The sequence below is a fragment of the Actinocorallia lasiicapitis genome (assembly GCF_054778695.1).
The window spans coordinates 12,442-36,202 of record NZ_BAAGZI010000002.1; the positions used below are offsets into that span (position 1 = coordinate 12,442).

Consider the following 23,761-nt stretch of genomic DNA (forward strand, 5'->3'; position numbering starts at 1 on the left):
TCTTCTACAGGGCCAGACCTGTGTAGCGCGCGAGAAAGGACATCGTGTCCACCGAGAGATCGACGCTTCTGGTCAGCGAACGGGCGCCGTGCCCGACCTCGGCCTCGTTCCGCAGCAGGATCGGCCGGTCGGCGGAGGTCGCGTGCTGGAGCGCCGCGCAGAGTTTGCGGGCGTGCAGCGGATCGACCCTGCTGTCGGACTCGAAGACCGTGAAGAGGGTCGCCGGGTAGGCCGTGCCCTCCTTGACGTGGTGGTAGGGCGAGTAGGACAGCAGCCAGCCGAGCTGCTCGGGATCGTCCGCGGAGCCGTACTCGACGTTCCAGGTCTGCCCGAGACCGAACTTCTCATACCGCACCATGTCGAGCAGCGGCGCGGAGCAGACGACCGCCGCGTACAGGTCGGGCCGCTGGGTGAGGGCCGCGCCGACCAGCAGCCCGCCGTTGGAGCCGCCCGAGATCGCGAGCTGTTCGGGGGTGGTCCAGCCGTCGGCGATCAGCCGTTCGGCGGCCGCGTGGAAGTCGTCGAAGACGTTCTGCTTGTGGCCCAGCATCCCCGCGCGGTGCCACTCCTCGCCCTCCTCGGAGCCGCCCCGCAGGTTCGCGACCACGTACACGCCGCCCGCCTCCACCCAGGCGAGGATGCCCGCCGAGTACGACGGGGTGAGCGAGACGTTGAAGCCGCCGTAGCCGTACAGGATGGTCGGCTTGGGCCCGCCGTCGAGGGAGCCGACGACCAGCATCCGGACCGTCGTGCCGTCCTTGGACGTGTAGGCGATCTGCTGCGCCTCCACCTGCGGCACCTCGACGGTTCCGGGCGGCGACGCCCAGAGCGTCGTCTCGCCCGACCGGGCATCGTACCGGTAGACGGCCCCGGGCGTGACGCTGTCGGTGTAGCCGAACCACGCCTCGTGGCCGCCGTCGTACCGTTCGACGATCCCGCCGATCGAGCCGAGCCCGGGCAGGGGCACCTCGCCGAGCCGTTCGCCGGTCGCCAGATCGTGGACGGTGATCTCGGAGATGGCGTGCCTGGTCCAGCCGGCCAGGAGCACGGGACGGTCCAGATCGTCGATGATCGCGTAGTCGTTGAGGACGGCCTCGGGGTCCTCGGGCAGCAGGTCGCGCCAGCCGCCGGGGGACAGGTCGGCCGGGTCGGCGACGGCGAGCCGGCCGCGCGGGGCGTCCCGGTCGGTCCAGACGTAGGCGGTGCCGTTCGGGTGGAACCGGACGCTGGTCTGCGCGTCGACGTCGAGCTGGACGGGGACCAGGACGGGCGCGGCCGGGTCGCACGCGGTGAGGTCGGCGTACCAGAGGTCGTTGCGGGGCGCGGTGCCGCGGCTCGCGGAGATCGACAGGTAGCGGCCGTCCCGGCTGACGCCGACCCCGAAGTACTCGGTCTTGTCCCGGCCCTCGCCGAAGATCAGGACGTCCTCGGTCTCCGGGTCGGTGCCGAGGCGGTGCAGGTAGACGCGGCGGTGGTACTGGTCCTCGCCCTCGGGCACCTGGTCCTTGGGGAGCCGGCGCACGTAGTAGAACGCCTCGCCGCCCGGCAGCCACGCGACGCTCGTGTAGCGGCAGCGGTCGATCGGGCCCTCGACGGTCTCGCCCGTCGCGATGTCCATGATCGACAGCTGGGACTCCTCGTCGCCGCCCTCGCTGAGCTGGTAGGCGAGCAGCCTGCCCTCCTTGTCGGGCTGCCACGAGTCGAGCGTGGTGGTGCCGTCGGGGTTGAGGGCGATCGGGTCGATCAGGGTGCGTTCGGCGCCGTCGGGGTCGATCGTGTACAGCGCGCCGAGCTCCTGTTCGGCGGTGCGGCGCATGAAGAAGCGGCGCTCCCCGCGGAAGGTGGGGGAGGAGACATAGCCCGAGCCGAGCAGTTCGGTGACCCGGCGGCGCAGCCGCTCACGGCCGGGCAGGTCGTCGACCACGGTGTGGAACAGCTCGTCCTCGGCGCGCAGCCACTCCTTGGTCTCGGCGGACTGCGGGTCCTCGAGCCACCGGTACGGATCGGCCACCCGGTGGCCGTGGAGGTCGTCGACGATGTCCTGGCGGGGTGCGACCGGGTAGTCCATGTGATCAGGGTACGACCTGTGATCCGCAACCGTGCCGCCAGGATCGGGCGACACCACACCGATGACCTTGGCGCCGATCGGCCGGTCCGCTAGGAGTGTCCTGATCGAATGATCTTGATATCGGGGGTACGACGATGAGGATCCGCACCATCGGCCTGGTCGCCGCCGCGGCGGTCACGCTGCTGTCCGCGGCACCGGCCGCCGCCGCTCCGCACGCGCTGAGCGGCGGCGGCATCGAGTTCGGCTACGGGAAGCCCGACGTGTCCGACGAGGGCGACCACGTCGCCTGGGCGTGGACGGTCCGGAACACCGGCGCCGTCGCGGCCGAGAAGGTCGTCCTGACCCACACCCTCAGCCCCGCCCTGCCGATCACCTATGTGTCGCCCGGCTGCCAGGTGTCGGGCGCGGTGGTCCGCTGCACGTGGGCGAAGGTGGCGCCGGGCCAGTCCCGGCAGGGCGCCGTCGAGGCCGACGTGCCGGGCACGCTGAACGGGAGCGTCCAGATCAACGGACGGATCGTCTGGCAGACCACGACGGCACGTCCCGCGGCCTCCTGACCTTCGGCGATGGGGCTCCGCAGAAAACGGAGCCTCATCGCCGGCGGCGTGTCTGCGGACGACCGGATCCGGGCATATAGGGGTAGCGCGAACAGCATCCCATTGGTCACACTGTTGACTGCTCGGGTCGTCACGCCCAGAGGAGGCCCTCGTGGCGGTTGTACCGGATCCGGCCGAGCCAGGGGCCCGGCCATGGCACGCTGCTTTCAGCGTGCCACCGCACATAGGCCCCGCACGGCCTCCTTCTCCCAGGGAGGAGGCCCGCTGATGCGCCAGGTCCTTCTCCTGAACGCCACGTACGAACCGCTGACGACTCTGCCCCTCCGCCGGGCCGTCTGTCTCGTTCTCCGGGAGAAGGCCGAGGTCGTGCATCACGACTCCTCCGGCGCCTGCCTCCGGTCGTCCAACGTCCAGATGCAGGTCCCTTCGGTCATCCGGCTCCGCCGCTATGTGCGCATCCCCTTCCGCACCCGGATCCCGCTGACCCGCGCGGCCCTCATGCGCCGCGACAACTACCGGTGCGTCTACTGCGGCAAGAAGGCCGAGACCATCGACCATGTGCAGCCCCGCAGCAAGGGCGGCCCGCACACCTGGGAGAACTGCGTCGCCTCCTGCACCCCCTGCAACCACCGGAAGGCCGACCGCCTCCTGGAGGAGCTCGGCTGGTCGCTCCCGAACCCCCCGGCGGTGCCGCGCGGCGCCCACTGGCGGCTGATCGGCCTGATCGGCAACGACGGCGACCCGCAGTGGGCCGCCTACGTCACCGAGCCCGCCGCCTAAACTGGCGCCATGCCTCGCTACGACTACCGCTGCCGCACCTGCGGCGCCACCTTCGAACTCACCCGCCCGATGGCCGACTCCGACGCCCCCACGCCCTGCCCCACCGGCCACGACGACACGGTGAAGCTGCTGTCGACGGTCGCGATGACCGGCACCGTCACCGCGCCGCCGCGCTCCTCGGGCGGCGGCTGCTGCGGTGGGGGCTGCTGCTCCTGACGGCATGAGAACGGCGGCCCCCCGATGGGGAGCCGCCGTTTCGTGGAGCGGGGTCAGCGTTCGAGCTGGCTGATGTCGCGGGCCGCGCCGGTGTCGGCGGAGGTCGCCATCGCGGCGTAGGCCCGGAGCGCGGCGCTGACGGGACGGACCCGGTCGACCGGCCGGTAGCCGGTGTTGGCCTCCAGCTTGGCCCGCCGGTCGGCGAGGACCTCGTCGGTGACGTTCAGCTCCAGCTTGCGGGCCGGGATGTCGATGATGATCTCATCGCCGGTCTCGACCAGGGCGATGACGCCGCCGGCCGCCGCCTCGGGGGAGGCGTGGCCGATGGACAGCCCCGACGTGCCGCCGGAGAAGCGGCCGTCGGTGATCAGCGCGCAGGCCTTGCCGAGCCCGCGGCCCTTCAGGAAGCTCGTCGGGTAGAGCATCTCCTGCATCCCGGGGCCGCCCTTGGGGCCCTCGTAGCGGATCACGACGACGTCGCCCGGCTTGACCTGCTTCGACAGGATGCCGTCGACGGCGTCCTCCTGCGACTCGAAGACGATGGCCGGTCCGGTGAACTTCCACAGCTCTTCCTCGACGCCCGCGGTCTTCACGATCGCGCCGTCGGGGGCGATGTTGCCGCGCAGCACCGCCAGCCCGCCGTCCTTGGTGTAGGCGTGGGCGACGGAGCGGATGCAGCCGTTCTCGCGGTCGGTGTCCAGGGAGTCCCAGCGGGTGTTCTGGGAGTAGCCCTGGGTGGTGCGGACGCCGCCGGGAGCCGCGTGGAACAGCTCCAGGGCCTCCGGCCGGACGTTCGGGGAGGTGATCGACCACTGGTCGAGGAACTCGCCGATCGTCGCGGAGTGGACCGTCGGCAGATCGCGGTGGATCAGGCCGGCCTTGTCGAGCTCGGCGAGCAGCGCGGGGATGCCGCCCGCCCGGTGCACGTCCTCCATGTGGTACTTCGCGGTCGCCGGGGCGACCTTGGAGACGCACGGCACCCGGCGGGACACCGCGTCGATGTCGCTGAGGCCGAAGTCGACCTTCGCCTCGCGGGCGGCGGCCAGCAGGTGCAGGATCGTGTTGGTGGAGCCGCCCATCGCGACGTCGAGCGCCATCGCGTTCGCGAACGCCTCACGGGTCGCGATCGACAGCGGCAGGACGGAGGCGTCGTCCTGCTCGTAGTAGCGCCGGGTGATGTCCATGACCACGCGGCCGGCGTCCTCGAAGAGGGTCTTGCGGGCGGCGTGGGTGGCGAGGGTGGAGCCGTTGCCGGGCAGCGCCAGGCCGATGGCCTCGGTGAGGCAGTTCATCGAGTTGGCGGTGAACATGCCGGAGCAGGAGCCGCAGGTCGGGCAGGCGGCCTCCTCCATCTCGAGCAGCTCGGCGTCGGACACCGACTCGTCGGCGGCGGCGATCATCGGGTCGATCAGGTCCAGCTTGCGCACCAGCGAGGCCGTCCCGTTGACGACCGTCACCTTCCCGGCCTCCATCGGCCCGCCGGAGATGAACACGGTGGGGATGTTGAGCCGGAGCGCCGCGATCAGCATCCCGGGGGTGATCTTGTCGCAGTTCGACAGGCAGATCAGGGCGTCGGCGCAGTGCGCCTCGACCATGTACTCGACCGCGTCGGCGATCAGCTCGCGTGACGGCAGCGAGTAGAGCATCCCGCCGTGGCCCATCGCGATGCCGTCGTCGACCGCGATCGTGTTGAACTCGCGCGGAATACCGCCCGCCGCCTTCACGGCCGCGGCGACGACCTGCGCGACCTCCCGCAGGTGCACATGGCCGGGGACGAACTCGGTGAAGCTGTTGGCGATCGCGATGATCGGCTTGCCGAAGTCCTCGCGTTCCACACCGGACGCGCGCATGAGGGCGCGGGCGCCCGCCATGTTCCGTCCGTGGGTGACCGTGCGAGACCTGAGCGCTGGCATGACGGGGACTCTCCCAACCGTGGATCTTGAGATGGTGGGTGGCCCCAAGGGGTGACGGGGCTGGCGACGATGAGACGGTGCGCCAAGCCTACCCGTCAGCGGCACCCCGGCGACTTCGGCGGGGTGCCCCGATCTTCCGGGAACTGCTCCGGGAGGGTTACTCCGGGAACTTGGAGGGGAAAACCGCGCTTGCCGCCGCGGCGATCCGCTCCACTTCCTCCGGCGTGAGGACCTTCGGCCTCTTGCGGAGGTACTTCTTGGCCGTCGCTCCGGCGTACACGTCGACGTTCCGGACGGTCATGATCCGCCAGGGGATCGCCGGGCCGTAGATCGCCACGGACGGCTGCACGGGGATCTCCACCCCGAGGGCCTTGCTCAGCGCACGGCTGGCCTGGTTGGCCTCCCAGCGCGCCTCGTCCAGGCGTTCCTTCTTCTCGAAGGGGCCGTGGAAGAGCCGCAGATGCGAGAGGGTCCGGACCGGCAGGCGCTTGTCCCACATCTCGGAGTCGATCGCGTAGACCCCGGTCGGCCCGATGACCAGATGGTCGATCTTGCCGTCGCTGACGCCGTCGACGTCCCGGGGGACGGCTCTGGCGTGCAGGATGTGCCAGCCCTGCTTGGTGAGGCCGCGCAGCTGCTTCTCGGTCCTGCGCTCAGCGGCGGACGCCCGACGCCAGGCCTGGTCGGCCGGGACGCTCCTGGCCTTCCGCACGGTGTCGGCGATCACTGTGACGATCGCCACGGTGACCCCCACTCGAAGATCGAAGACGATCGCGAACAGGATGCCGATGACCGCTGCCGCTCCGACGCGCAGCAACCAGCGGCGTAGCTGCGGACTGCCCAGCACATCGCCGTACTTGGGCTTGCCGCCGTCGCCGTCGGGCTGACCGCGGGCGCTGCCGACCTCGCCACGCTCGATCGTGGCCATGACTCACTTCCCTCCCACTGCTCACACTGTGTAGTTCGCGCTCTACACATACATGATCCTCTGCGCGCAGAGTAACCATTCACCGGGCGGTCGCCTAGGGGTGTTCGGTACTAGTTTTGTCGCCCGAATCCGGGGATTCACAACGTGTACCGGCGGGTAAGTTTGTCTGCCCTAAGTCATACGACACAACGCCAGGGCCATCCATCTGGTGACATGTCCCCTTCCTGGCGTTTGCCGGGCCGGGCGCCGGTTAGAAGGACCCTCGTGGACGATGAGGAGCTGCGCCGCCTCGCCAGGGCCCATCGCGTCGAGACCCGGTACCGGGACTGGCGCGGCGAGGAGGTCGAGGTCTCGCCGGACACGCTCCGCGCCGTCCTGGCCGCACTCGGCCCCGGCGAGCCCGTCCCCGAGCAGCGCTCCGCAGAACGCCCGCCCGATCCGCTGCCCCGGCCGCCACGCGCCTGGGGGTTCATGACCCAGCTCTACTCGGTCAGGTCGCGGGGCTCCTGCGGGGTCGGCGATCTGAGCGATCTGGCCGAGCTGGCCCGCTGGAGCGCCGGGCTCGGCGCGGGATTCCTGCTGGTCAACCCGTTGCACGCGACATCACCCGTCGCGCCGATCGAGCCGTCGCCCTACCTGCCGGTCAGCCGGCGGTACATCAGCCCGCTGTACCTGCGGGTGAGCGCCCTGCCCGAGTTCGAGGAGCATCCCGACCGGTGGGAGCTGCTGGGACGGCTCCAGTCGGTCGAGACCCTGGACCGCGACCAGGTCTGGAAGGTCAAGGACGAGATCCTGCGGGCGCTGTTCGTCCGGTTCCGGCCGGAGGCGTCCTACCGGGCCTACCGGCGTCGCGAGGGCTCCGCCCTGACCGGTTTCGCCACCTGGTGCGCGCTCGCCGAACTGCACGGCCCCGACTGGCGGCACTGGCCGGGCCAGGAACCGGGCGGGGCGCGCGCCGACCGGGTGGAGTACCACGCCTGGCTCCAGTGGCGGCTGGACGGCCAGCTCGCCGACGGCCAGCGCACCGCCCGCTCCAGCGGGATGCCGATCGGGATCGTCCATGATCTGGCCGTCGGGGTGCATCCGGGCGGCGCCGACACCTGGCTCTACCCCGAGCTGTTCGCGCAGGGGATCTCGGTGGGGGCGCCGCCGGACGAGTTCAACCAGCTCGGCCAGGACTGGGGCCAGCCGCCGCTGCACCCGCTGCGGATCGCCGACGGCGACCACCGCCAGTACCGGGCGATGCTCGCCGGGGCGCTCCGGCACGGCGGCGGGCTGCGGCTCGACCATGTGATGCAGCTCTCCCGGCTGTGGTGGGTGCCCGAAGGAGCGCCGCCCGACCAAGGCGCCTACGTCTCCTACGACCGCAGGGCGCTGCTGCGGGTGCTCTGCGAGGAGGCCGCCAAGGCCGAGGCGGTGCTGGTGGGGGAGGACCTGGGGACCGTCGAGCCCTCGCTGCGCGAGGACCTGTCCGCCCACGGGGTGCTCGGCACCAGCCTGCTCTGGTTCGAACGGGGCCGCCGGCCCGAGCAGTGGCGCGAGCAGTGCCTGGCCACCGTCGGCACCCACGACCTGCCGCCGATCGCGGGGTTCCTGCACGGCGACCACATCGCGCTGCGCGACCGGCTCGGCCTGCTGACCAGGCCCCCCGAGGTCGAGCGCGCCGCCCACCGGGACGATCTGGCCACCTGGTTCCACCTGCTCGCCGAGGAGGGCCTGCTGCCCGAGCCCGGCGCCGCCGAACCGGCGGAGTTCCTGGCCGAGGTGGGGGTGGCGCGGATCGTCCGGGCGCTGCACGCCTATCTGACCCGCACCCCGGCCCGGCTGATCGGCGTCTCGCTCGCGGACGCCGCGGGGGAGCGCCGCACCCAGAACCAGCCGGGCACCGTCGACGAGTACCCCAACTGGCGCGTCCCGCTGAACCTGACCCTGGAGGAGCTCAAGGAGAGCCCCGACGTCAGGACCGCGATCTCCCCCCTGGCGGAGCTCTAGTCGTCGGGCAGCAGGGTCTGCAGGTGCAGGGAGACGTCGCGCAGCAGGGTGCTCGGCCGGATCTGGATGGCCGCGACGGCCGTGAACGCCTGCGGCAGCGCGCTGAGCGGGAAGTCGGCGGCCGGATCGGGCGCGGCGTTGAACAGCGCGTGCTTGGACAGCGAGGTGCGCGACCGCGCCCAGGCGTCCTGCACCTCCTCCTGGCTGGGCACCCCGAACCCGTGCCCGACGGGCGCGGCGTGCCGCAGCCGCACCAGCGCGCCCTCGGCGAACTCGCGGGCCAGATGATTGCGGTCCGCCAGCGCCGTCCGCACCCGCTCCGGCAGGTTCGTGATCGGCGCGCACGGGGTGCGGCAGCCGGACGCGCACACACCGAGCCCCTTGGCCATCTGGCTGTGCTGCCGGTCCAGATAGGCGCGCCAGCCCTCGCCCGGCTCCTTGGCCACGCGCAGCGACCTGTCGCACGCCGCCCGGACGCCCCGGGTGTGCTCGCACCGGTCGGCCTCCGCGACGACCCCGAACCGGCTCCCCTCGACGGCCATGGTCTCGGCGAGCCGCGCCGGATCGGCCCCGTGGCCCAGCACCGGCTCCCAGGCCAGGACGTGCAGGTACTCCGACGCGATGTGCGCCGCCGCGACCAGCCCGGCCATCTCCCGGCGCGTCCACCGGATCGCGATCACCTCGAGCAGCAGCGCGTAGGCGGGCCGCATCGACGCCAGCGCGCCCCTGACCTGCTCGCGGGGCTCCTGCGGCATCCGGATCATCCGGGCGCGGTCCACGAGATGCTCGGGGACGGACGGGTCGGCGTCGCCGAAGTCCTCGGCGTCGAGCTCCAGGAGCTGTTTGCCGAACTCGCAGACGCCCAGGATCCGCTCGGGGGCCACCCCGGCCCGTGCCAGCGCGGCGAGATCACCGAACGCGTACCTCCGGGCCAGCTCTCCCAGAACTCCCACACCTCACCCTTTCCCCGTCGGCCGATGCGGGACCAGGGTTTCACGCCGGAGGCGTCGAGGAGATCAGGTGCGCCAGATCAGGACGAGCGCGCAGTCGTCGTCGTGGGCGGCCGACATCGTCTGGACGATCTCGCGGGCGCCCTTGCGGAAGCCCTGGGGGACCAGGCGTTCGGCCTCGCCCAGCAGGTGGTCGATGCCGGCGTCGAGGTCGCGTCCGGGGGCTTCGACGAGGCCGTCGGTGTAGAGCATCAGGGCGTCGCCGGTGCGCAGCCGTCCCGATTCCTGTTCGCACTTCAGATCGGGCACGACGCCCAGCACGACGCCCTTGGCCTCGCCGACCAGCCAGGTTCCGCTGGCCGCGACGAACTTGACCGCGGGCGGGTGGCCCGCCGACTCGACGATGTAGTCACCGGTGTCGAGATCGACCACCACATGGACGGCCGTGACGAATCCCTCGTCCCAGCGCTGCCGGTGCAGGTAGTTGTTGCACGCGGAAAGGAACTCCGACGGCTGGACCGATCCAAGGAGCCCGCCGAACGCTCCGGACAGCATGAGGGCCCGGGTGCCGGCGTCGATGCCCTTGCCCGACACGTCGACCAGGGCGACCTCGAGCAGGTCCTTCTCGCCGTCGGGGGAGCGGTGCCGGCAGGAGACGATGAAGTCGCCGCCGAAGGAGGAGCCGCCGGCCTGGGCCAGTTCGACGTTGCTCTCCCAGCCCTCTTTCAGATCGGGGATCTTGCCCTGCCGGTGCAGCCGCTGGCTGAGCTCCAGCAGCATCGAGTCGCCGCGCAGCCCGTGGACGCCGAGGGTCTGCCGGGTGCGGGCCAGGGACAGGGCGAGCAGCGCCGTCAGGAAGATCGTCACCCAGACGCCGGGGCCGACCCTGCCGTTGAGGGCGATGAAGTCGCCGACCAGGACGACGCCGACGACCGCCAGCAGCCCCGTGAGGGCGCGGACCCGCAGGACCAGACCGCCCCAGAGCACCGACAGCACCAGCATGCTGGGCGGGAACCACCAGGTCGAGACCGTCGCCAGAAATCCCGCGACGATCGCGCTGCCGGCCAGGATCGCGAACAGGTAGCGCTCGCGCATCCGCCCGCGGCGCAGCCACTGGTAGAGCGCGACGAGTACCGGCACGCGCCTCAGCTGGGCACGCACCTTCGGCGGGAGGAGGTGAACCAGGCGCTGAAGCATGACCCCGCAACTGTACCGACCGAAGAGGCCGGGTGGCGGTTATCCGCGTCACCGTCCGCTCCCGGCCGCGGCGTCCGCCTTGTTATTGCGACTTGTTCGCAAGTACGATTGCAGCGCTCCAAACGGGGCGTACACCCCGAAAGATCACGGAGGATTCGCCCGTGCACGTACCCGATGGGTTCATCGACGCCCCCACGTCGCTGGCCGCTGGAGTGGTCGCGGCCACGGGCGTGGCCGTCGCCCTGCGCGGAGCGCGGCGGGAGCTCGACGACCGCACCGCGCCGCTCGCCGGACTGACCGCGGCCTTCGTCTTCGCCGCCCAGATGCTCAACTTCCCGGTCGCCGGCGGCACCAGCGGCCACCTGCTCGGCGGGACACTCGCGGCGATTCTGGTCGGACCGTTCACCGGGGTGCTGGTCGTCTCGGTCGTCCTGCTGGCCCAGGCGCTGATCTTCGCCGACGGCGGGCTGACCGCGCTCGGCGTCAACATCACCACGATGGCGCTGGTCACCGTGCTGATCGGCTACGGGCTGTTCCGGACGCTCGTCAAGGTACTGCCCAACGGGCGCGGACCGGTCGTGGCGTCCGCGTTCGTCGCCGCCGTGGTGTCCGTCCCCGCCGCGGCGGTCGCGTTCACCGGGATCTACGCGATCGGCGGCACCGCCGACGTGCCGCTCGGCACCACGCTGACCGCGATGGTCGGCGTGCACGTGCTGATCGGGATCGGTGAGGCGCTGATCACGGCGCTGACCGTCTCGTCCGTGCTGGCCGTCCGTCCCGACCTGGTCTACGGGGCGCGCGGGCTGGTCAGGCCCCTCACGCTCAAGAAGCTCTCCGAGGTCCAGGAGGGCCTGGCATGACCCTGAAGAAGCTGCTCGGCGCCGGACTGCTCGTCGCCCTGGTGCTGGCGGGGATCGTCAGCTACTACGCCAGCTCCAGCCCCGACGGGCTGGAGAAGGTCGCCGCCGACAAGGGGCTCAACGCCAACGAGGAAGACCACTCGCTGGGCGACTCGCCGCTCGCCGACTACGGCGTCAAGGGAGTCGGCAACGAGCGGCTCTCCGGCGGGCTCGCCGGGGTCGCCGGAGTGGCGATCGTGCTGGTGGCGGGCACCGGGCTGTTCTGGGTGCTCCGTCGCAAGCAGCCGCTGGCGGCCGAGTAGATGGGCGCGGGGCACGCGCACGTCCTGTTCCGGGCGGGGGACTCGGCGGCGCACCGCCTGCCGCCGCAGTGCAAGATCGTCGCCACGGTCGGGTTCGTGCTGGCCGTGGTGGGGACCCCGCGCGAGGAGATCTGGGCGTTCGGTCTCTACGCGGTGCTGCTCGCGGGCGTCGCGCTGGCCGCGAAGATCCCGTTGACGCTCCTGGCGAAGCGGGTCGTGATCGAGATCCCGTTCGTGGCGTTCGCGTTCCTCATGCCGTTCGTCGCGACCGGCCCGACCGTGCACGTCCTCGGCCTGGACCTCAGCGAGAGCGGGCTGTGGGGCGCGTGGAACATCCTCGCCAAGGGCACCCTCGGGGTGATCGCCTCGATTCTGCTGGCGTCCACGACCGAGCCGCGCGTGCTGCTGCTGGGCATCGAACGGCTGCGGATGCCTCCGCTGATCACCCAGATCGCGACCTTCATGCTCCGCTACGGCGACGTGGTCACCGCGGAGTTGCGGCGGATGAAGGTGGCGCGCGCCGCCCGCGGTTTCGAAGCGCGCGACCTGCGCGACGCCAAGATCCTCGCGCGTTCGCTGGGCGCGCTGTTCCTGCGCTCCTACGAGCGCGGCGAACGCGTCTACCTGGCGATGATCAGCCGCGGGTACGAGGGGCGGATGCCGGTGGTCCAGAACGTCGCGGGCAGCGGGGCGCAGTGGGCGCTCAGCTCGACCCTGCCGGCCGCCGCCGCGCTGGTCGCCATGGCTGCTTGGATGGTCTGATGGATCCGCAGGATGTCTCGCTCGAGATCAGTGAGCTGGCCTTCGCCTACCCCGACGGCACCCAGGCGCTGTTCGGTGTCGACGCCAGGATCGGCCGGGGGGAGCGGGTCGCGCTGCTCGGCCCCAACGGTGCGGGCAAGACCACGCTGGTGCTGCACCTCAACGGCATCCTCAGCGGCGGCTCCGGCTCGGTGACGGTGGCCGGGCTGCCCGTCGATCCCCGGGACAAGAAGTCGCTGCGGGAGATCCGCCGCCGGGTCGGTGTGGTGTTCCAGGACCCCGACGACCAGCTCTTCATGCCGACCGTCGCCGAGGACGTGGCGTTCGGCCCCGCCAATCTGGGGCTGCGCGGCGCCGAACTGGAGCGCAGGGTCGCCTCGGCGCTGGAGCGGGTCGGGATGGCGCACGTCGCGGACCGCGCGCCCCAGCATCTGAGCTTCGGGCAGCGCCGCCGGGTGGCCGTCGCGACGGTCCTGGCGATGGAGCCCGAGATCCTGGTCCTGGACGAGCCGTCGTCGAACCTCGATCCGGCCTCACGGCGCGAGCTCGCCGAGATCCTGCTCTCCCTCGACGTCACGATCCTCATGGTCACGCACGATCTGCCGTACGCGGCCCAGCTCTGCCCGCGCTCGCTGGTGATGTCGGGCGGGATCATCGCCGCCGACGGCAAGACCCGCGACCTGCTCGCCGACGAGGCGCTGCTGGCCCGGCACCGGCTGGAACTGCCCTACGGCTTCCACCCCGACTCTTTGCCGGAAGCCCCTTAACCCTTGACGCGCCTCCGCTACCGTGGTTTGGGAACGGTTTTCATTCTTTAGTGCGGGGGCAGTGATGAAGGTCGCGTTCGTGGGTAAGGGCGGCAGCGGGAAGACCACCCTGTCGTCCCTGTTCATCCGGCATCTGGCGGCGGCGTCGCTGCCCGTGGTGGCCGTCGACGCCGACATCAACCAGCATCTCGGGGTCGCGCTCGGGCTGGACGAGGACCTGGCCGTCCCGGCATTGGGCGATCACCTGCCGGACATCAAGGAGTATCTGCGCGGCGACAATCCGCGGATCTCGTCGGCCGCCACGATGGTGAAGACGACCCCGCCGGGACAGGGCTCCCGGCTGCTGCGCATCGGCGGAACCGACCCGTTCCACACCGAGCTGTCGCTGCCGCTCGCCCCCACCCTGCGGCTGATGGCCACCGGCCCGTTCACCGACGAGGACCTCGGCGTGGCCTGCTACCACTCCAAGACCGGGGCGGTCGAGCTGTACCTGAACCATCTCGTGGACGGCGAAGGCGAATACGTCGTCGTCGACATGACGGCCGGCGCCGACACCTTCGCCTCAGGCCTGTTCACCCGGTTCGACGTGATGTTCCTGGTGGCGGAACCGACCCGCAAGGGCGTCAGCGTGTACCGGCAGTACACCGAGTACGCCCGCGACTACGACGTCACGATCAAGGTCGTCGGCAACAAGGTCCAGGACGAGCAGGACCTCGACTACCTACGCGAACACGTCGGCGACGATCTGCTGACCTGGTTCGGCCACTCCGCGGCCGTCCGCAAGATCGAACAGGGCCGGCCGGGGGCGCGGCTGGAAGACGAGGGCGTCGCCGCGCTCGACCAGCTCCGCAAGACCGTCGACGCGCAGCCCAAGGACTGGCCGAAGTTCCAGCGGCAGGGCGTGGAGTTCCATCTGAAGAACGCCGCGAGCTGGGCCAACCGGGCCGTCGGCGAGGACCTCGCCGAACAGGTCGACCCCGGTTTCAGCCTCCAGGGCTGACCTGGGAGAATCGCCCCATGCGAGTTTTCCTGGGATCGGACCACGCCGGCTTTGAGCTGAAGGAACACCTGGTCGGCTGGCTCAAGGCCAACGGCTACGAGCCCGTCGACTGCGGCCCGTTCGTCTACGACGCCGTCGACGACTACCCGCCGTTCGTGCTGCGCGCAGCCGAAGGCGTCGCCGCCGAGCCCGGCTCGCTCGGCATCGTCATCGGCGGCTCCGGCAACGGCGAGGCCATCGCCGCCAACAAGGTCAAGGGGATCCGCGCCGCGCTCGCGTGGAGCGACGACACCGCCACCCTCGGCCGCGAGCACAACGACGCGAACATCGTCTCGATCGGCGCACGCCAGCACTCCCTGGACGACGCCACCCGCTTCGTCCAGCTCTTCCTGGCCACCCCCTACTCCGACGAGCCCCGCCACACCCGCCGCATCGACATGCTCACCGCCTACGAAACCACCGGCACGCTCCCGCCTGTTTGATAAGACCCGTCGCTGTGGCGGCAGGCCGCTCCCGCCGTCATACCGGGAGCGGGGCTGCCGTCTTCGACGGTACTGCTCGCCTGAGCGGCGATCCCTTGTCGTGGGGTCGCCGCTCAGGCTTTTCCGCGCTTGCTCAGGCGTCTGCGTTCGCCGCGCCGGGGCTTGACGGGTTCCGGGGGCTTGCGCTGGGGCTCGTCGGCCGCTGGGCGGGAGACGTCGCGGACGCGCATGGCTAGGGCCGGGGTGATGCGCATACTCGGCTGGGTCATGTACAGCCGTTTACCCCGTCATGGGGCTAGTCAAAGCTCGGTTCTGCGTCGCGGGTGCGCTTGAGTTCGTAGAAGCCCGGGGTGGAGGCGACCGCCAGGACGCCGTCCCAGAGCTTGACGGCGTCTTCGCCGCGCGGGATCGGGGTGACGACGGGGCCGAAGAACGCGACCCCCTCGACCTCGATGACCGGGGTGCCGACGTCCTGGCCGACCTTGTCGATCCCCACCTTGTGCGAGGCGCGCAAGGCGTCGTCGAACTCGGTGGAGTGAGCGGCGGCGACCAGCGCGGGGTCGAGCCCGGCGGCCTCCAGCGCCTCGGCGATCAGCGCGTCGTCGGGGAAGCGGCCCTCGTTGTGGATGCGGGTGCCGAGCTCGGTGTACAGCGGGCCGAGCACGTCGTTGCCGTACTTCTGCTCGGCGGCGATCGCCACGCGGACCGGCCCCCAGGCGTCCTTCATGAACTGCTTGTAGCGTTCGGGGAGGTCATCGCGGCCCTCGTTGAGCACGGCGAGCGACATGACGTGCCAGCGCGGCGCGATGTCGCGGTACTTGGCCACCTCATGGATCCACCGGGACGTCATCCACGCCCACGGGCAGCGCGGGTCGAACCAGAAATCAACCGGGGTGGGTTCAATAGCCGACAAAATCGACCTCCATAGTGATGAGCGTCCTTCCCTGGCGACAACCGTTGTCCACAGGCACGCATTCCCGCTGCACGGCGGGACGTGAAAAGATCTGAGGATTACTGGTCATCACCGAGGAGGGCTTGTGGCAGGCAACCTCACGCGCGACGAGGCGCGGGAAAGAGCCCGGCTGCTGAGCGTCGAGTCGTACGAGGTGGCACTGGACGTCACGGGCTCCAACGGGCCCGACGCCGTGTCCACGGGTGAGGAGCGCTTCGACAGCGTCACCACCGTGCGATTCAGCAGCAACGAGGTCGGCGTCGCGACCTTCATCGACCTGGCCGACGCGGTCGTCCGTGAGGCGACCCTGAACGGGCAGGCGCTCGACGTCGCCACCTACGACGCGGCCAAGGGGCGGCTTCCGCTGCCGGGCCTGCAGGCGTCCAACGAGCTGACCGTCAAGGCCGACATCCTCTACTCGCGTTCGGGCGAGGGCCTGCACCGGATGGTCGACCCGGTCGACGGCAGCGTCTACCTGTACACGCAGTTCGAGACGGCCGACGCGCACCGCATGTTCGCGTGCTTCGACCAGCCCGACCTGAAGTCGGTGTTCTCCTTCGACGTGAAGACGCCGGAGGGCTGGGAGGTCATCTCCAACACCACGCCGGTCGTGGAGAGCGGCGTCCACCGCTTCCCGGCCACCGAGAAGATGTCGACTTACATCACGGCGCTGATCGCCGGCCCGTACCACGTGGTCCGCGACTCCTACGACGACGGCCGGATCGCCCTCGGCGTGTACTGCCGGGCGTCGCTGGCCGAGCACTTGGACGCCGACGCGATCCTGGAGGTCACCAAGCAGGGCTTCGAGTACTTCGAGAAGACCTTCGACTTCCCCTACCCGTTCGGCAAGTACGACCAGCTCTTCGTGCCGGAGTTCAACGCGGGCGCGATGGAGAACGCGGGCGCCGTCACGTTCCTCGAGGACTACGTGTTCCGGTCCCGGGTGACTGATGCCGCCTACGAGCGGCGCGCCGAGACCATCCTGCACGAGATGGCGCACATGTGGTTCGGTGACCTGGTCACCATGCGCTGGTGGGACGACCTGTGGCTGAACGAGTCGTTCGCCACGTACATGTCGGTGCTGTGCCAGTCGCAGGCCACCAAGTGGAAGGGCGCCTGGACGACGTTCGCGAACGTCGAGAAGGCGTGGGCGTACCGGCAGGACCAGCTTCCCTCCACGCACCCGATCGCCGCCGATATCCCGGACATCCGGGCCGTCGAGGTGAACTTCGACGGGATCACCTACGCCAAGGGCGCGTCGGTGCTCAAGCAGCTCGTCGCCTATGTCGGGCTCGAGAACTTCCTCGAGGGCGTGCGCCGGTACTTCCAGCGGCACGCGTGGGGCAACACCGTGCTGTCCGATCTGCTGGACGCGCTGGAGGAGACTTCGGGCCGCGAGCTCACCTCCTGGTCGAAGGAGTGGCTGGAGACCTCCTGGGTCAACACGCTGCGCCCGGAGTACACGCTCGACGCGGCGGGGAACTTCGCCACGTTCGACGTGCTGCAGGAGGCCACCGAGGAGTACCCGACGCTCCGTGCACACCGGATCGCGATCGGCCTGTACGACAAGACCGCCGAGGGGCTGGTGCGCCGCAAGCGCGTCGAGCTCGACGTGGTCGGCGCGCGCACCGAGGTGGGCGAGCTGGTCGGCGAGCGCCGTCCCGACCTGGTGCTGGTCAACGACGACGACCTCACCTACGCCAAGATCCGGCTCGACGAGCACTCGCTCGCCACCCTGGTCTCCTCGATCGGTGAGATCAGGGAGAGCCTGCCGCGCGCCCTGGCCTGGTCGGCGGCGTGGGACATGACCCGCGACGCGGAGATGGCGACGCGCGACTACGTCAAGCTGCTGCTGTCGGGCATCGCGGGTGTCACGGACATCTCGGTGACGCAGACCCTGCTCCGTCAGGGCCGGCTGGCGATCTCCCAGTACGCCGACCCGGCGTGGCGGGAGGAGGGTCTCGCACAGCTGTCGTCGGCGCTGTTCGATCTGGCGCGCGGTGCCGAGCCCGGCTCCGACCTGCAGCTCAACTATGTGCAGGCGTTCGCGGGTTCGGCGACCTCCGACGAGCACCTCGCGTATGTGCGGGCTCTGCTCGACGGCACCGAGGTCCTCGACGGGCTGAAGGTCGACACGGATCTGCGCTGGGGTCTGCTGCGCCGTCTCGTCGTCCGCGGCAAGGCCGGCGAGGCGGAGATCAAGGCGGAGCACGAACGTGACGCCACCGCCGCGGGCGAACGCCACGCCGCCGCGCTGACCGCCGCGATCCCGACCGCTGAGGCGAAGGAAGCGGCCTGGCAGCGCATCATCGGCGGCAAGCTTCCGAACGCGGTGTTCCGCGCCACGATCGGCGGTTTCGTCGAGCCCGACCAGGCCGATCTCCTGAAGCCGTACACCGAGAAGTACTTCTCGGAAGTGGGCCGTGTCTGGAAGGAGTGGTCCTCCGACATGTCCCAGACTTTCGCGGAGGTCGCCTACCCCTTCCTGAACATCTCGCAGGAGACCATCGACCGCACGGAGCGCTACATCGCTGACGAGCAGCCCCCGTCGGCTCTCGTCCGCCTGCTCTCCGAGGGCCGCGACGGCATCCGCCGCGCCCTCAACGCCCAGGCCAAGGACGCCACCGCCTCCTGACCCTCGGCCCCACCCAGCGCGAGTGGGCCGCCCACCCCGGGCGGCCCACTCGCGCCGGACTCACTCGACGGGCGGTTCTCCGGAGCCTCGACCGCGCTGGAGGGCACGCACGCTTCCTGTGATCATGCGCAGGAGGCCGGGTCCGAGAATCCGGACGAGATACGCTCCGACGCCGCATTGGCCGACCCGCACCAGCAGCGACGGCGCGCCTTCACCGGTGAGTGCGCCCGCAATCATGATCAGGCCGGTGCAGAGGCCGAGAAGCGTTCCCAGCCAGAGCAAATTACGAGCGAGCATCCGTCGCTTCGGGGCTAGCCGCGCTTGGGCCAGGTCGGGCCCTCGTCGGTCCAGGTGACGCCCTTGTTGCGGCACAGGCAGAAGGGGTGGCCGATGGGGTCGGTGTAGACGCGCCAGCCGTAGCCTTCGGGGCCGATGAAGTCCTGGCGCAGTGTCGCGCCGAGGTCGAGGATCCGGCGCTGCTCCGGCTCGATCTCGTCCACTTCGAAGTCGAGGTGGAACTGCTTGGGATGCTCGCTGTCGGGCCACTGCGGCGCGCGATAGTCGTCCACCCGGATGAAGGCCAGCTCGATCTCGCCGAACTTGATACCGGCCCAGTCCTCGTGGCTACCGTCCTTCACCGGCTGCCCCGTCACCGCTGAGTAGAAGGCCGCCAGCTCCATCGTGTCCGGGCAGTCGATGATGAAGTCAGTAAATCGCAACATCCAATGATCTTGTCACAGGGTGGTGGCCAATGTCCGATCCGGCCCCCTCCTCCCTACGTCTGGGCGGTGGAGTGCTCGCGGAGGAACCCGGTGATGGCTCGGGCCTTCGGCTTCCACCTGGACGAGCCCTAACCCACCGGCCAAAGGCTCCGCGCCCGACACTCATGGGCAGCCGCCGCTCGGTCTTCTCCTCGCGGATCAGGTCTGCAGGAAGTTTTCGACGGTCTCGGCGAAGGTGTCCGGCGCGGTGACCCAGGGGTAGTGGGCTCCGGGCAGCACCGTGCTGGTTCCGCGCGGGAAGATCCCGGCCAGTTCGGCGGTGTGCGCGGGCAGTGGCCCTGGGTCCCGCTCTCCGGCGATCACCAGGACCGGCGCGGTGACCTTCGCCAGGCCCACCCTGATCTCCTCGGGCGCGGGCAGGTCGGTGTGGAAGCCTCGGGCCGCCTCCGGCGAGCGTTCGGCGAACCGTTGGGCGTGTGTTTCGGCGGTTTCGTTCCAAGGGCTGTAGAAGAACGGCTGGGCTCGCAGGCGCCGGCTCTCGTCTCCCGCCTCCCATGCTTCGAGGTCGGGCAGTCTGCTCTCGTACCAGCTTTCGTCGGCGCGGCCCTCGATCTGGGCGCACCACTGCTCGTCGGTTATCTCGATCCCCGCTGGCTGCACGTTCGGCGTGACCAGCACCAGGTGGTCCAGTCGCTCGGGATGCCGGGCGGCGTACAGCAACGCCAGCCCCCCGGCTGCCGAATGCCCGAGCAGGTCCATCCGTTCGAGCCCCAGATGCAGCCGCAGTGCCTCGACGTCGGCGACCATCCGGTCCATCGCATAGCTGGCCGGATCGACCGGCGTCGCGGAATCACCGGTTCCCCGATTGTCGAGCAGGATCAGCCGACGGTGGGCGGACAGGCCGCCGAGATCTCCCAGATAACCCGAGGACCGTCCCGGCCCGCCCGGCAGGCAGACCAACGCCGGTCCTTCCCCCCGCTCATGCCGGACGAGCATGGTCCCGTCATATGACGCGAAACTGATCATGCCCGTCATTTTCGCATCGGGCCCAGCCCCCGGTGGCGTCTGGAAATGGCGTGTTCCCCCGAGCCGGGCGGGCTCGGGGGAACGGGGGGTTAGAAATAGAGGAGATCCCAGCGGTCCCAGGTGGCGCAGGTCCAGGTGTTGCAGGCGCCTAGCCAGAGGTCGGCGCCGGGGGCCGTGGGGTTGGTGGAGGAGCCGCCGAAGGAGCTTGAGGTGTTGCAGCCGTTGCCGTTGGTGGTGCCCCATTCGAAGCCGGGGGAGCCGGGGATGGGGGTCCAGTCGCTCATGAGGGTGAGGCGGGCGGCGCGGCCGTCGCAGAGGATGTCGGTGAGGACGCCGTCCCAGTGGGTCTTGCCGTCGCTGCACTGGGCCTGGAAAGTGATCGTGGCCTTGGCGACCCCGCCGTTGCGGTGGGTCACGGTGCGTGTGGTGGACTTCGAGCAGGAGTACGCCTGCGCGGGCGAGGCGACGATCTGGACCAGGCACAGCGCGAACACGCTCGCCACGAGCAGGGACAGCAGCCGGGTCAGCCGGTTGTAGGTCATGGTCTTTCCCCTCAGATGTTGTAGGACAGGACCGTGGTGCACGTGGCGTTGCTCGAACCCCACGTGTTCTCCGCCCACAGGCAGACCCGGAAGCGGTGGAGGTTGCTCGTGTGGTCGTACGTCGCCCGCGTCTTGAGGGTGAAGTCGGCGAAACTCGACCAGTAGCCGCAGCCGGTGGACGCCGTGAACGGGCCGCCGCGCTGGACCCCCATCCAGTTGGTGGGGTTCTGCCAGGGCGCGTACTGGGTGGAGAGGTCGACCTTGGCGGCGCGGCCGTCGCAGTTGATGTCGTGGACCTTGCCGCCCGAGACGCTGATCGCGTCCGAGCACGCGCGGTAGGTGAACTCGACCCTGGACACCGAATCGGACATGTTCTTGTACACGGGCGCGTTGCACCACGACGCCGCGTGCGCCGGCGCCCCCGTCACCACCGCCAGCACAGGCGCCGCGACGACCACCGCGACCCCCGCCGGAACCCTGACCCCACGACCACGAATCATCCGCATCTCCTTCTCGACCGTCCCAATCGACGCCGGCCCAGAAGATCAAAGCCCGGTATATCCGCCGTATAGCGCTTCCTCCGCAGCACAGCAGGCGATGCAGTGCCCGGGGCTTCATGTAGGGGTATAGTTATAAGTACTGTATCCCTATCTCGGCAGGTGGCTGATGATCAAGCCTGGGCAGGTGTTCGACCGGGAGTTCGAGTGGCGGCATCTGGCCGCCTTCGCGGAGCGGACGGCGGATCGGCCCCAGCTGGCGGTGGTGAGCGGGCGGCGGCGGATGGGAAAGACCTTCCTGCTCGAAGGGCTGGCGCGCGAGACCGGCGGGTTCTATTTCGGTGCGACGGAGGCGACGGAGACAGAGTCGCTGTTGTTGTTCGCGGAGGCGCTGTCGGAGTATGTGGGCGCGCCGACGCCGCTGCGGTTCGGGAGCTGGGACGAGGCGATCGTCCACCTTTTCGCGGTCGGCGCGGCGCGGCCTGGGCCGATCGTCATCGACGAGTTCCCCTATCTGAGCAAGGTCTCTCCCGCTCTGCCGTCGATCCTGCAACGAGAGATCGACCGCGGGGTCTCCCGGGGGACGCCCATCAAGATCATGCTGTGCGGGTCGGCCATGTCCGTGATGGGTGGGCTGCTCGCCGGGACCGCGCCGCTGCGGGGACGTGCGAATCTCGAGCTCGTCGTCCGGCCCTTCGACTACCGGATGGCGGCCCGGTTCTGGCGTGCGGACGATCCAGCCCTGGCCGTCCGGCTCCATGCCGTCGTAGGGGGCACCCCCGCTTATCGCCGGTTCGTCAACGACGACGCCCCCGCGGACCTGGCTGATTTCGATGACTGGGTCATGCGGACCGTCCTTGATCCCGGGACTCCGCTGTTCCGCGAGGCCCGCTACCTTCTCGACGAGGAGACCGAGGCGCGTGATCCCGGTCTGTTCCACTCGGTGTTGTCCGCGGTGGCGCATGGGCGCTCGTCCCGTGGCGGGATCGCCGACTACATCGGGCGCAAGAGCACCGACATCGGCCACCCGCTCACGGTCCTGGAGGACTGCGGGCTCCTGCGCCGCGACCCCGATCTCTTCCGCGCGGGCAGATCGCACTACCGGATCGCCGAGCCTTTGATCACCTTCTATCAGGTCGTCATGCGCCCCCAGTGGGGCCTGCTGGAGAACGGACGGGCCGGTCTTGTCTGGAACGCGGCCAAAGCCCGGTTCGCCTCGCAGGTCGCCGGACCGCACTTCGAGGAACTGTGCCGCCAGTTCGCGGTCACGGACCGTGCCACGGAACTGTGGGGCGACCTGCCCGCCGAGGTCGGTTCGGGCGTCCTGACCGACAGCAGGAACCGGGCGAAACTCGAACTCGACGTCGTCGTCCTGGCCCAGGCCGACGCCGGCGAACGACGCCGTGTCCTGTCCATCGGCGAAGCCAAGTGGGGCAAGACCATGGGCCCCGCCGACGTCGCACGCCTCGCCCGCGCCCGTGAACTTCTCACCGAACGCGGCTACGACACCAGCAACACCAAACTCACCTGCTACAGCGGCTCAGGCTTCACCCCAGACCTGGCCAAAACCCCCGACAATCCGATCACCCTCAGAACCCACGACCTGTACTCCTAAGGGGAGCTCAGAGAGCTGGGCGTCGCCTCGGAGTCCGGCTGCGCCGCAGAGGTGGCCCGACGTTCGAGAACACCTTCACAGCGCTTAGCGAACGGGGTCGATACCGATGAGTGGTGGGCCTGCGTCGCTTTTGCCTGTGGCGCTTGAGGCGGTGGGGATCGCCAGCGATCTGCTTCGTACCCGGGTCCCTGGCCTGGTCACCTCGAAGGGGGATCGGGACATGGCCACCGAAGTCGACTTCGCCGTCGAACGCGTCATCCGCGCGCACCTTCAGCGCCGTACCCCGGCGATCGCGGTGCTCGGGGAGGAAGAGGGCATCTCCGGAGGGGATTCGGCGGACCTCGTCTGGGCCATCGATCCCGTGGACGGAACCGCCAACTTCGCGCGGGGACTGCCCCTGTGCGGCGTCTCTCTTGGTCTCCTTCACCGAGACCGCGCCGTCCTCGGCGTCATTGACCTGCCGTTCCTCGGCGCCCGCTACTCCGCGGCCAGCGGTACCGGAGCCCATCTCGGCGATCGGCGCATTCACACCAGCGCCACATCAGATCTCGCTGATGCGATCGTTGCACTCGGAGACTACGCCGTCGGTCCTGACGCCGCCGAGCGGAACCGCCTCCGCTTCGCCGTCACCGAGGCACTCGCGAGCCACGCTCAACGCGTCCGGATGCTCGGCTCGATCGCCGTCGACCTAGCCTGGCTGGCCGAAGGCAAGATCGACGCCAGCATCACCCTGTCCAACAACCCCTGGGACACCGCCGCCGGATCGATCATCGCCCGGGAAGCGGGAGCTACCATCACCGACCACGACGGCACTCCTCACACCACCGCTTCGGCCACCACCATCGCCACCACCCCGGCCTTGTCCGAAGCCCTCCTCAACCTCCTGAAGGAAGCCAGCAGCGGCTTCACGGCTACGTGAAGGACGTCGAGACTAGAGCCGACCTGGTAGGCGAAGACACTGTTGGGTTCGGGGGTGCAGGGGGTGTCCCCCTGCCGGG

At 70.0% G+C, this 23,761-nt stretch carries 25 protein-coding genes; 13 read left to right on the forward strand and 12 right to left on the reverse strand.

Annotated features, from left to right (window positions below; genetic code table 11):
• Nucleotides 1–4: 4 nt before the first annotated feature.
• Complete coding sequence (locus ACYVE7_RS00560; protein WP_460362194.1) at nucleotides 5–2,068, reverse strand: prolyl oligopeptidase family serine peptidase; 2,064 nt, start codon at nucleotides 2,066–2,068, stop codon at nucleotides 5–7.
• Nucleotides 2,069–2,202: 134 nt separating this feature from the next.
• Between ACYVE7_RS00560 and ACYVE7_RS00565 the strand changes: the two genes are divergently transcribed.
• The 3 genes from ACYVE7_RS00565 to ACYVE7_RS00575 all read left to right on the forward strand — a co-directional run bounded on the left by ACYVE7_RS00565 (nucleotide 2,203) and on the right by ACYVE7_RS00575 (nucleotide 3,621).
• Nucleotides 2,203–2,625, forward strand: coding sequence for a hypothetical protein (locus ACYVE7_RS00565; RefSeq protein WP_460362195.1), 423 nt, complete (start codon nucleotides 2,203–2,205; stop codon nucleotides 2,623–2,625).
• Between the two features lie 267 nt (nucleotides 2,626–2,892).
• Complete coding sequence (locus ACYVE7_RS00570) at nucleotides 2,893–3,405, forward strand: HNH endonuclease (protein ID WP_460362196.1); 513 nt, start codon at nucleotides 2,893–2,895, stop codon at nucleotides 3,403–3,405.
• A 9-nt stretch (nucleotides 3,406–3,414) separates the two neighbouring features.
• Nucleotides 3,415–3,621: an FmdB family zinc ribbon protein gene (locus ACYVE7_RS00575; protein ID WP_460362198.1), complete on the forward strand. Its 207-nt coding sequence runs from the start codon at nucleotides 3,415–3,417 to the stop codon at nucleotides 3,619–3,621.
• 53 nt (nucleotides 3,622–3,674) lie between these two features.
• On the opposite strand, the gene ilvD is transcribed toward ACYVE7_RS00575, so the two are convergent.
• Nucleotides 3,675–5,534, reverse strand: a complete 1,860-nt coding sequence (ilvD, locus tag ACYVE7_RS00580) for a dihydroxy-acid dehydratase (RefSeq protein ID WP_460362199.1) — start codon at nucleotides 5,532–5,534, stop codon at nucleotides 3,675–3,677.
• Between the two features lie 157 nt (nucleotides 5,535–5,691).
• Entirely contained in the window at nucleotides 5,692–6,462 is a 771-nt protein-coding gene (locus ACYVE7_RS00585) for a nuclease-related domain-containing protein (protein ID WP_460362200.1), read from the reverse strand.
• A 264-nt stretch (nucleotides 6,463–6,726) separates the two neighbouring features.
• Here ACYVE7_RS00585 and malQ point away from each other — a divergent pair, with 264 nt between their 5' ends.
• Nucleotides 6,727–8,454, forward strand: coding sequence for a 4-alpha-glucanotransferase (gene malQ / locus ACYVE7_RS00590; RefSeq protein ID WP_460362201.1), 1,728 nt, complete (start codon nucleotides 6,727–6,729; stop codon nucleotides 8,452–8,454).
• Here malQ and ACYVE7_RS00595 read toward each other — a convergent pair.
• Both ACYVE7_RS00595 and ACYVE7_RS00600 read right to left on the reverse strand, forming a co-directional pair.
• Nucleotides 8,451–9,407: a hypothetical protein gene (locus ACYVE7_RS00595; protein WP_460362202.1), complete on the reverse strand. Its 957-nt coding sequence runs from the start codon at nucleotides 9,405–9,407 to the stop codon at nucleotides 8,451–8,453. The two genes, malQ and ACYVE7_RS00595, sit on opposite strands and share 4 nt — an antisense overlap.
• A gap of 63 nt (nucleotides 9,408–9,470) precedes the next feature.
• On the reverse strand, nucleotides 9,471–10,601 hold the full coding sequence (locus ACYVE7_RS00600; RefSeq protein WP_460362203.1) for a SpoIIE family protein phosphatase: 1,131 nt from the start codon (nucleotides 10,599–10,601) through the stop codon (nucleotides 9,471–9,473).
• 161 nt (nucleotides 10,602–10,762) lie between these two features.
• Between ACYVE7_RS00600 and ACYVE7_RS00605 the strand changes: the two genes are divergently transcribed.
• The 6 genes from ACYVE7_RS00605 to ACYVE7_RS00630 all read left to right on the forward strand — a co-directional run bounded on the left by ACYVE7_RS00605 (nucleotide 10,763) and on the right by ACYVE7_RS00630 (nucleotide 14,774).
• On the forward strand, nucleotides 10,763–11,461 hold the full coding sequence (locus ACYVE7_RS00605; protein WP_460362205.1) for an energy-coupling factor ABC transporter permease: 699 nt from the start codon (nucleotides 10,763–10,765) through the stop codon (nucleotides 11,459–11,461).
• Complete coding sequence (locus tag ACYVE7_RS00610) at nucleotides 11,458–11,763, forward strand: PDGLE domain-containing protein (RefSeq protein WP_460362207.1); 306 nt, start codon at nucleotides 11,458–11,460, stop codon at nucleotides 11,761–11,763. Before ACYVE7_RS00605 ends, ACYVE7_RS00610 begins: the two co-directional genes overlap by 4 nt.
• On the forward strand, nucleotides 11,764–12,525 hold the full coding sequence (cbiQ, locus tag ACYVE7_RS00615) for a cobalt ECF transporter T component CbiQ (RefSeq protein WP_460362208.1): 762 nt from the start codon (nucleotides 11,764–11,766) through the stop codon (nucleotides 12,523–12,525).
• Nucleotides 12,525–13,292: an energy-coupling factor ABC transporter ATP-binding protein gene (locus ACYVE7_RS00620; RefSeq protein ID WP_460362210.1), complete on the forward strand. Its 768-nt coding sequence runs from the start codon at nucleotides 12,525–12,527 to the stop codon at nucleotides 13,290–13,292. Before cbiQ ends, ACYVE7_RS00620 begins: the two co-directional genes overlap by 1 nt.
• A gap of 64 nt (nucleotides 13,293–13,356) precedes the next feature.
• Nucleotides 13,357–14,292, forward strand: coding sequence for an ATP-binding protein (locus ACYVE7_RS00625; protein ID WP_460362211.1), 936 nt, complete (start codon nucleotides 13,357–13,359; stop codon nucleotides 14,290–14,292).
• 17 nt (nucleotides 14,293–14,309) lie between these two features.
• The gene (locus ACYVE7_RS00630; RefSeq protein ID WP_460362212.1) at nucleotides 14,310–14,774 is read left to right on the forward strand and encodes a ribose-5-phosphate isomerase; all 465 of its coding nucleotides are present in this window, start codon (nucleotides 14,310–14,312) and stop codon (nucleotides 14,772–14,774) included.
• 113 nt (nucleotides 14,775–14,887) lie between these two features.
• Here ACYVE7_RS00630 and ACYVE7_RS00635 read toward each other — a convergent pair whose 3' ends face one another.
• A complete protein-coding gene (locus tag ACYVE7_RS00635; RefSeq protein WP_460362213.1) occupies nucleotides 14,888–15,043 on the reverse strand; it encodes a hypothetical protein in 156 nt (51 codons plus the stop codon).
• A gap of 26 nt (nucleotides 15,044–15,069) precedes the next feature.
• Entirely contained in the window at nucleotides 15,070–15,624 is a 555-nt protein-coding gene (locus ACYVE7_RS00640) for a mycothiol-dependent nitroreductase Rv2466c family protein (RefSeq protein WP_460362255.1), read from the reverse strand.
• A 187-nt stretch (nucleotides 15,625–15,811) separates the two neighbouring features.
• On the opposite strand from ACYVE7_RS00640, the gene pepN reads away from it, so the two are divergent.
• Complete coding sequence (pepN, locus tag ACYVE7_RS00645; RefSeq protein WP_460362214.1) at nucleotides 15,812–18,361, forward strand: aminopeptidase N; 2,550 nt, start codon at nucleotides 15,812–15,814, stop codon at nucleotides 18,359–18,361.
• A 60-nt stretch (nucleotides 18,362–18,421) separates the two neighbouring features.
• On the opposite strand, the gene ACYVE7_RS00650 is transcribed toward pepN, so the two are convergent.
• The 5 genes from ACYVE7_RS00650 to ACYVE7_RS00670 form a co-directional block, all read right to left on the reverse strand.
• The gene (locus ACYVE7_RS00650; protein WP_460362215.1) at nucleotides 18,422–18,658 is read right to left on the reverse strand and encodes a hypothetical protein; all 237 of its coding nucleotides are present in this window, start codon (nucleotides 18,656–18,658) and stop codon (nucleotides 18,422–18,424) included.
• A gap of 14 nt (nucleotides 18,659–18,672) precedes the next feature.
• A complete protein-coding gene (locus ACYVE7_RS00655) occupies nucleotides 18,673–19,083 on the reverse strand; it encodes a VOC family protein (RefSeq protein WP_460362216.1) in 411 nt (136 codons plus the stop codon).
• Nucleotides 19,084–19,281: 198 nt separating this feature from the next.
• On the reverse strand, nucleotides 19,282–20,109 hold the full coding sequence (locus ACYVE7_RS00660) for an alpha/beta fold hydrolase (protein ID WP_460362217.1): 828 nt from the start codon (nucleotides 20,107–20,109) through the stop codon (nucleotides 19,282–19,284).
• An 89-nt stretch (nucleotides 20,110–20,198) separates the two neighbouring features.
• On the reverse strand, nucleotides 20,199–20,651 hold the full coding sequence (locus ACYVE7_RS00665) for a hypothetical protein (protein WP_460362218.1): 453 nt from the start codon (nucleotides 20,649–20,651) through the stop codon (nucleotides 20,199–20,201).
• Nucleotides 20,652–20,662: 11 nt separating this feature from the next.
• Nucleotides 20,663–21,151: a hypothetical protein gene (locus tag ACYVE7_RS00670; RefSeq protein WP_460362219.1), complete on the reverse strand. Its 489-nt coding sequence runs from the start codon at nucleotides 21,149–21,151 to the stop codon at nucleotides 20,663–20,665.
• A gap of 166 nt (nucleotides 21,152–21,317) precedes the next feature.
• Here ACYVE7_RS00670 and ACYVE7_RS00675 point away from each other — a divergent pair, with 166 nt between their 5' ends.
• Together ACYVE7_RS00675 and ACYVE7_RS00680 are read left to right on the forward strand one after the other, a co-directional pair.
• Nucleotides 21,318–22,763, forward strand: a complete 1,446-nt coding sequence (locus ACYVE7_RS00675; RefSeq protein WP_460362220.1) for an ATP-binding protein — start codon at nucleotides 21,318–21,320, stop codon at nucleotides 22,761–22,763.
• A gap of 136 nt (nucleotides 22,764–22,899) precedes the next feature.
• Nucleotides 22,900–23,682, forward strand: coding sequence for an inositol monophosphatase family protein (locus tag ACYVE7_RS00680; protein ID WP_460362222.1), 783 nt, complete (start codon nucleotides 22,900–22,902; stop codon nucleotides 23,680–23,682).
• Nucleotides 23,683–23,761: the final 79 nt, after the last annotated feature.

Excerpts from the sequence above, each read along its gene's own strand:
- cbiQ (WP_460362208.1), top strand. The coding sequence starts at position 11,764 with ATGGGCGCGGGGCACGCGCACGTCCTGTTCCGGGCGGGGGACTCGGCG.
- ACYVE7_RS00600 (WP_460362203.1), bottom strand. The coding sequence starts at position 10,601 with ATGCTTCAGCGCCTGGTTCACCTCCTCCCGCCGAAGGTGCGTGCCCAG.
- ACYVE7_RS00575 (WP_460362198.1), top strand. The coding sequence starts at position 3,415 with ATGCCTCGCTACGACTACCGCTGCCGCACCTGCGGCGCCACCTTCGAA.
- ACYVE7_RS00610 (WP_460362207.1), top strand. The coding sequence starts at position 11,458 with ATGACCCTGAAGAAGCTGCTCGGCGCCGGACTGCTCGTCGCCCTGGTG.
- ACYVE7_RS00620 (WP_460362210.1), top strand. The coding sequence starts at position 12,525 with ATGGATCCGCAGGATGTCTCGCTCGAGATCAGTGAGCTGGCCTTCGCC.
- ACYVE7_RS00675 (WP_460362220.1), top strand. The coding sequence starts at position 21,318 with ATGATCAAGCCTGGGCAGGTGTTCGACCGGGAGTTCGAGTGGCGGCAT.
- ACYVE7_RS00670 (WP_460362219.1), bottom strand. The coding sequence starts at position 21,151 with ATGATTCGTGGTCGTGGGGTCAGGGTTCCGGCGGGGGTCGCGGTGGTC.
- ACYVE7_RS00570 (WP_460362196.1), top strand. The coding sequence starts at position 2,893 with ATGCGCCAGGTCCTTCTCCTGAACGCCACGTACGAACCGCTGACGACT.
- ACYVE7_RS00640 (WP_460362255.1), bottom strand. The coding sequence starts at position 15,624 with ATGACGTCCCGGTGGATCCATGAGGTGGCCAAGTACCGCGACATCGCG.
- ACYVE7_RS00565 (WP_460362195.1), top strand. The coding sequence starts at position 2,203 with ATGAGGATCCGCACCATCGGCCTGGTCGCCGCCGCGGCGGTCACGCTG.
- ACYVE7_RS00585 (WP_460362200.1), bottom strand. The coding sequence starts at position 6,462 with ATGGCCACGATCGAGCGTGGCGAGGTCGGCAGCGCCCGCGGTCAGCCC.
- ACYVE7_RS00660 (WP_460362217.1), bottom strand. The coding sequence starts at position 20,109 with ATGATCAGTTTCGCGTCATATGACGGGACCATGCTCGTCCGGCATGAG.
- ACYVE7_RS00625 (WP_460362211.1), top strand. The coding sequence starts at position 13,357 with ATGAAGGTCGCGTTCGTGGGTAAGGGCGGCAGCGGGAAGACCACCCTG.
- ACYVE7_RS00630 (WP_460362212.1), top strand. The coding sequence starts at position 14,310 with ATGCGAGTTTTCCTGGGATCGGACCACGCCGGCTTTGAGCTGAAGGAA.
- ACYVE7_RS00655 (WP_460362216.1), bottom strand. The coding sequence starts at position 19,083 with ATGTTGCGATTTACTGACTTCATCATCGACTGCCCGGACACGATGGAG.
- ilvD (WP_460362199.1), bottom strand. The coding sequence starts at position 5,534 with ATGCCAGCGCTCAGGTCTCGCACGGTCACCCACGGACGGAACATGGCG.
- ACYVE7_RS00650 (WP_460362215.1), bottom strand. The coding sequence starts at position 18,658 with ATGCTCGCTCGTAATTTGCTCTGGCTGGGAACGCTTCTCGGCCTCTGC.
- ACYVE7_RS00665 (WP_460362218.1), bottom strand. The coding sequence starts at position 20,651 with ATGACCTACAACCGGCTGACCCGGCTGCTGTCCCTGCTCGTGGCGAGC.
- ACYVE7_RS00560 (WP_460362194.1), bottom strand. The coding sequence starts at position 2,068 with ATGGACTACCCGGTCGCACCCCGCCAGGACATCGTCGACGACCTCCAC.
- ACYVE7_RS00635 (WP_460362213.1), bottom strand. The coding sequence starts at position 15,043 with ATGACCCAGCCGAGTATGCGCATCACCCCGGCCCTAGCCATGCGCGTC.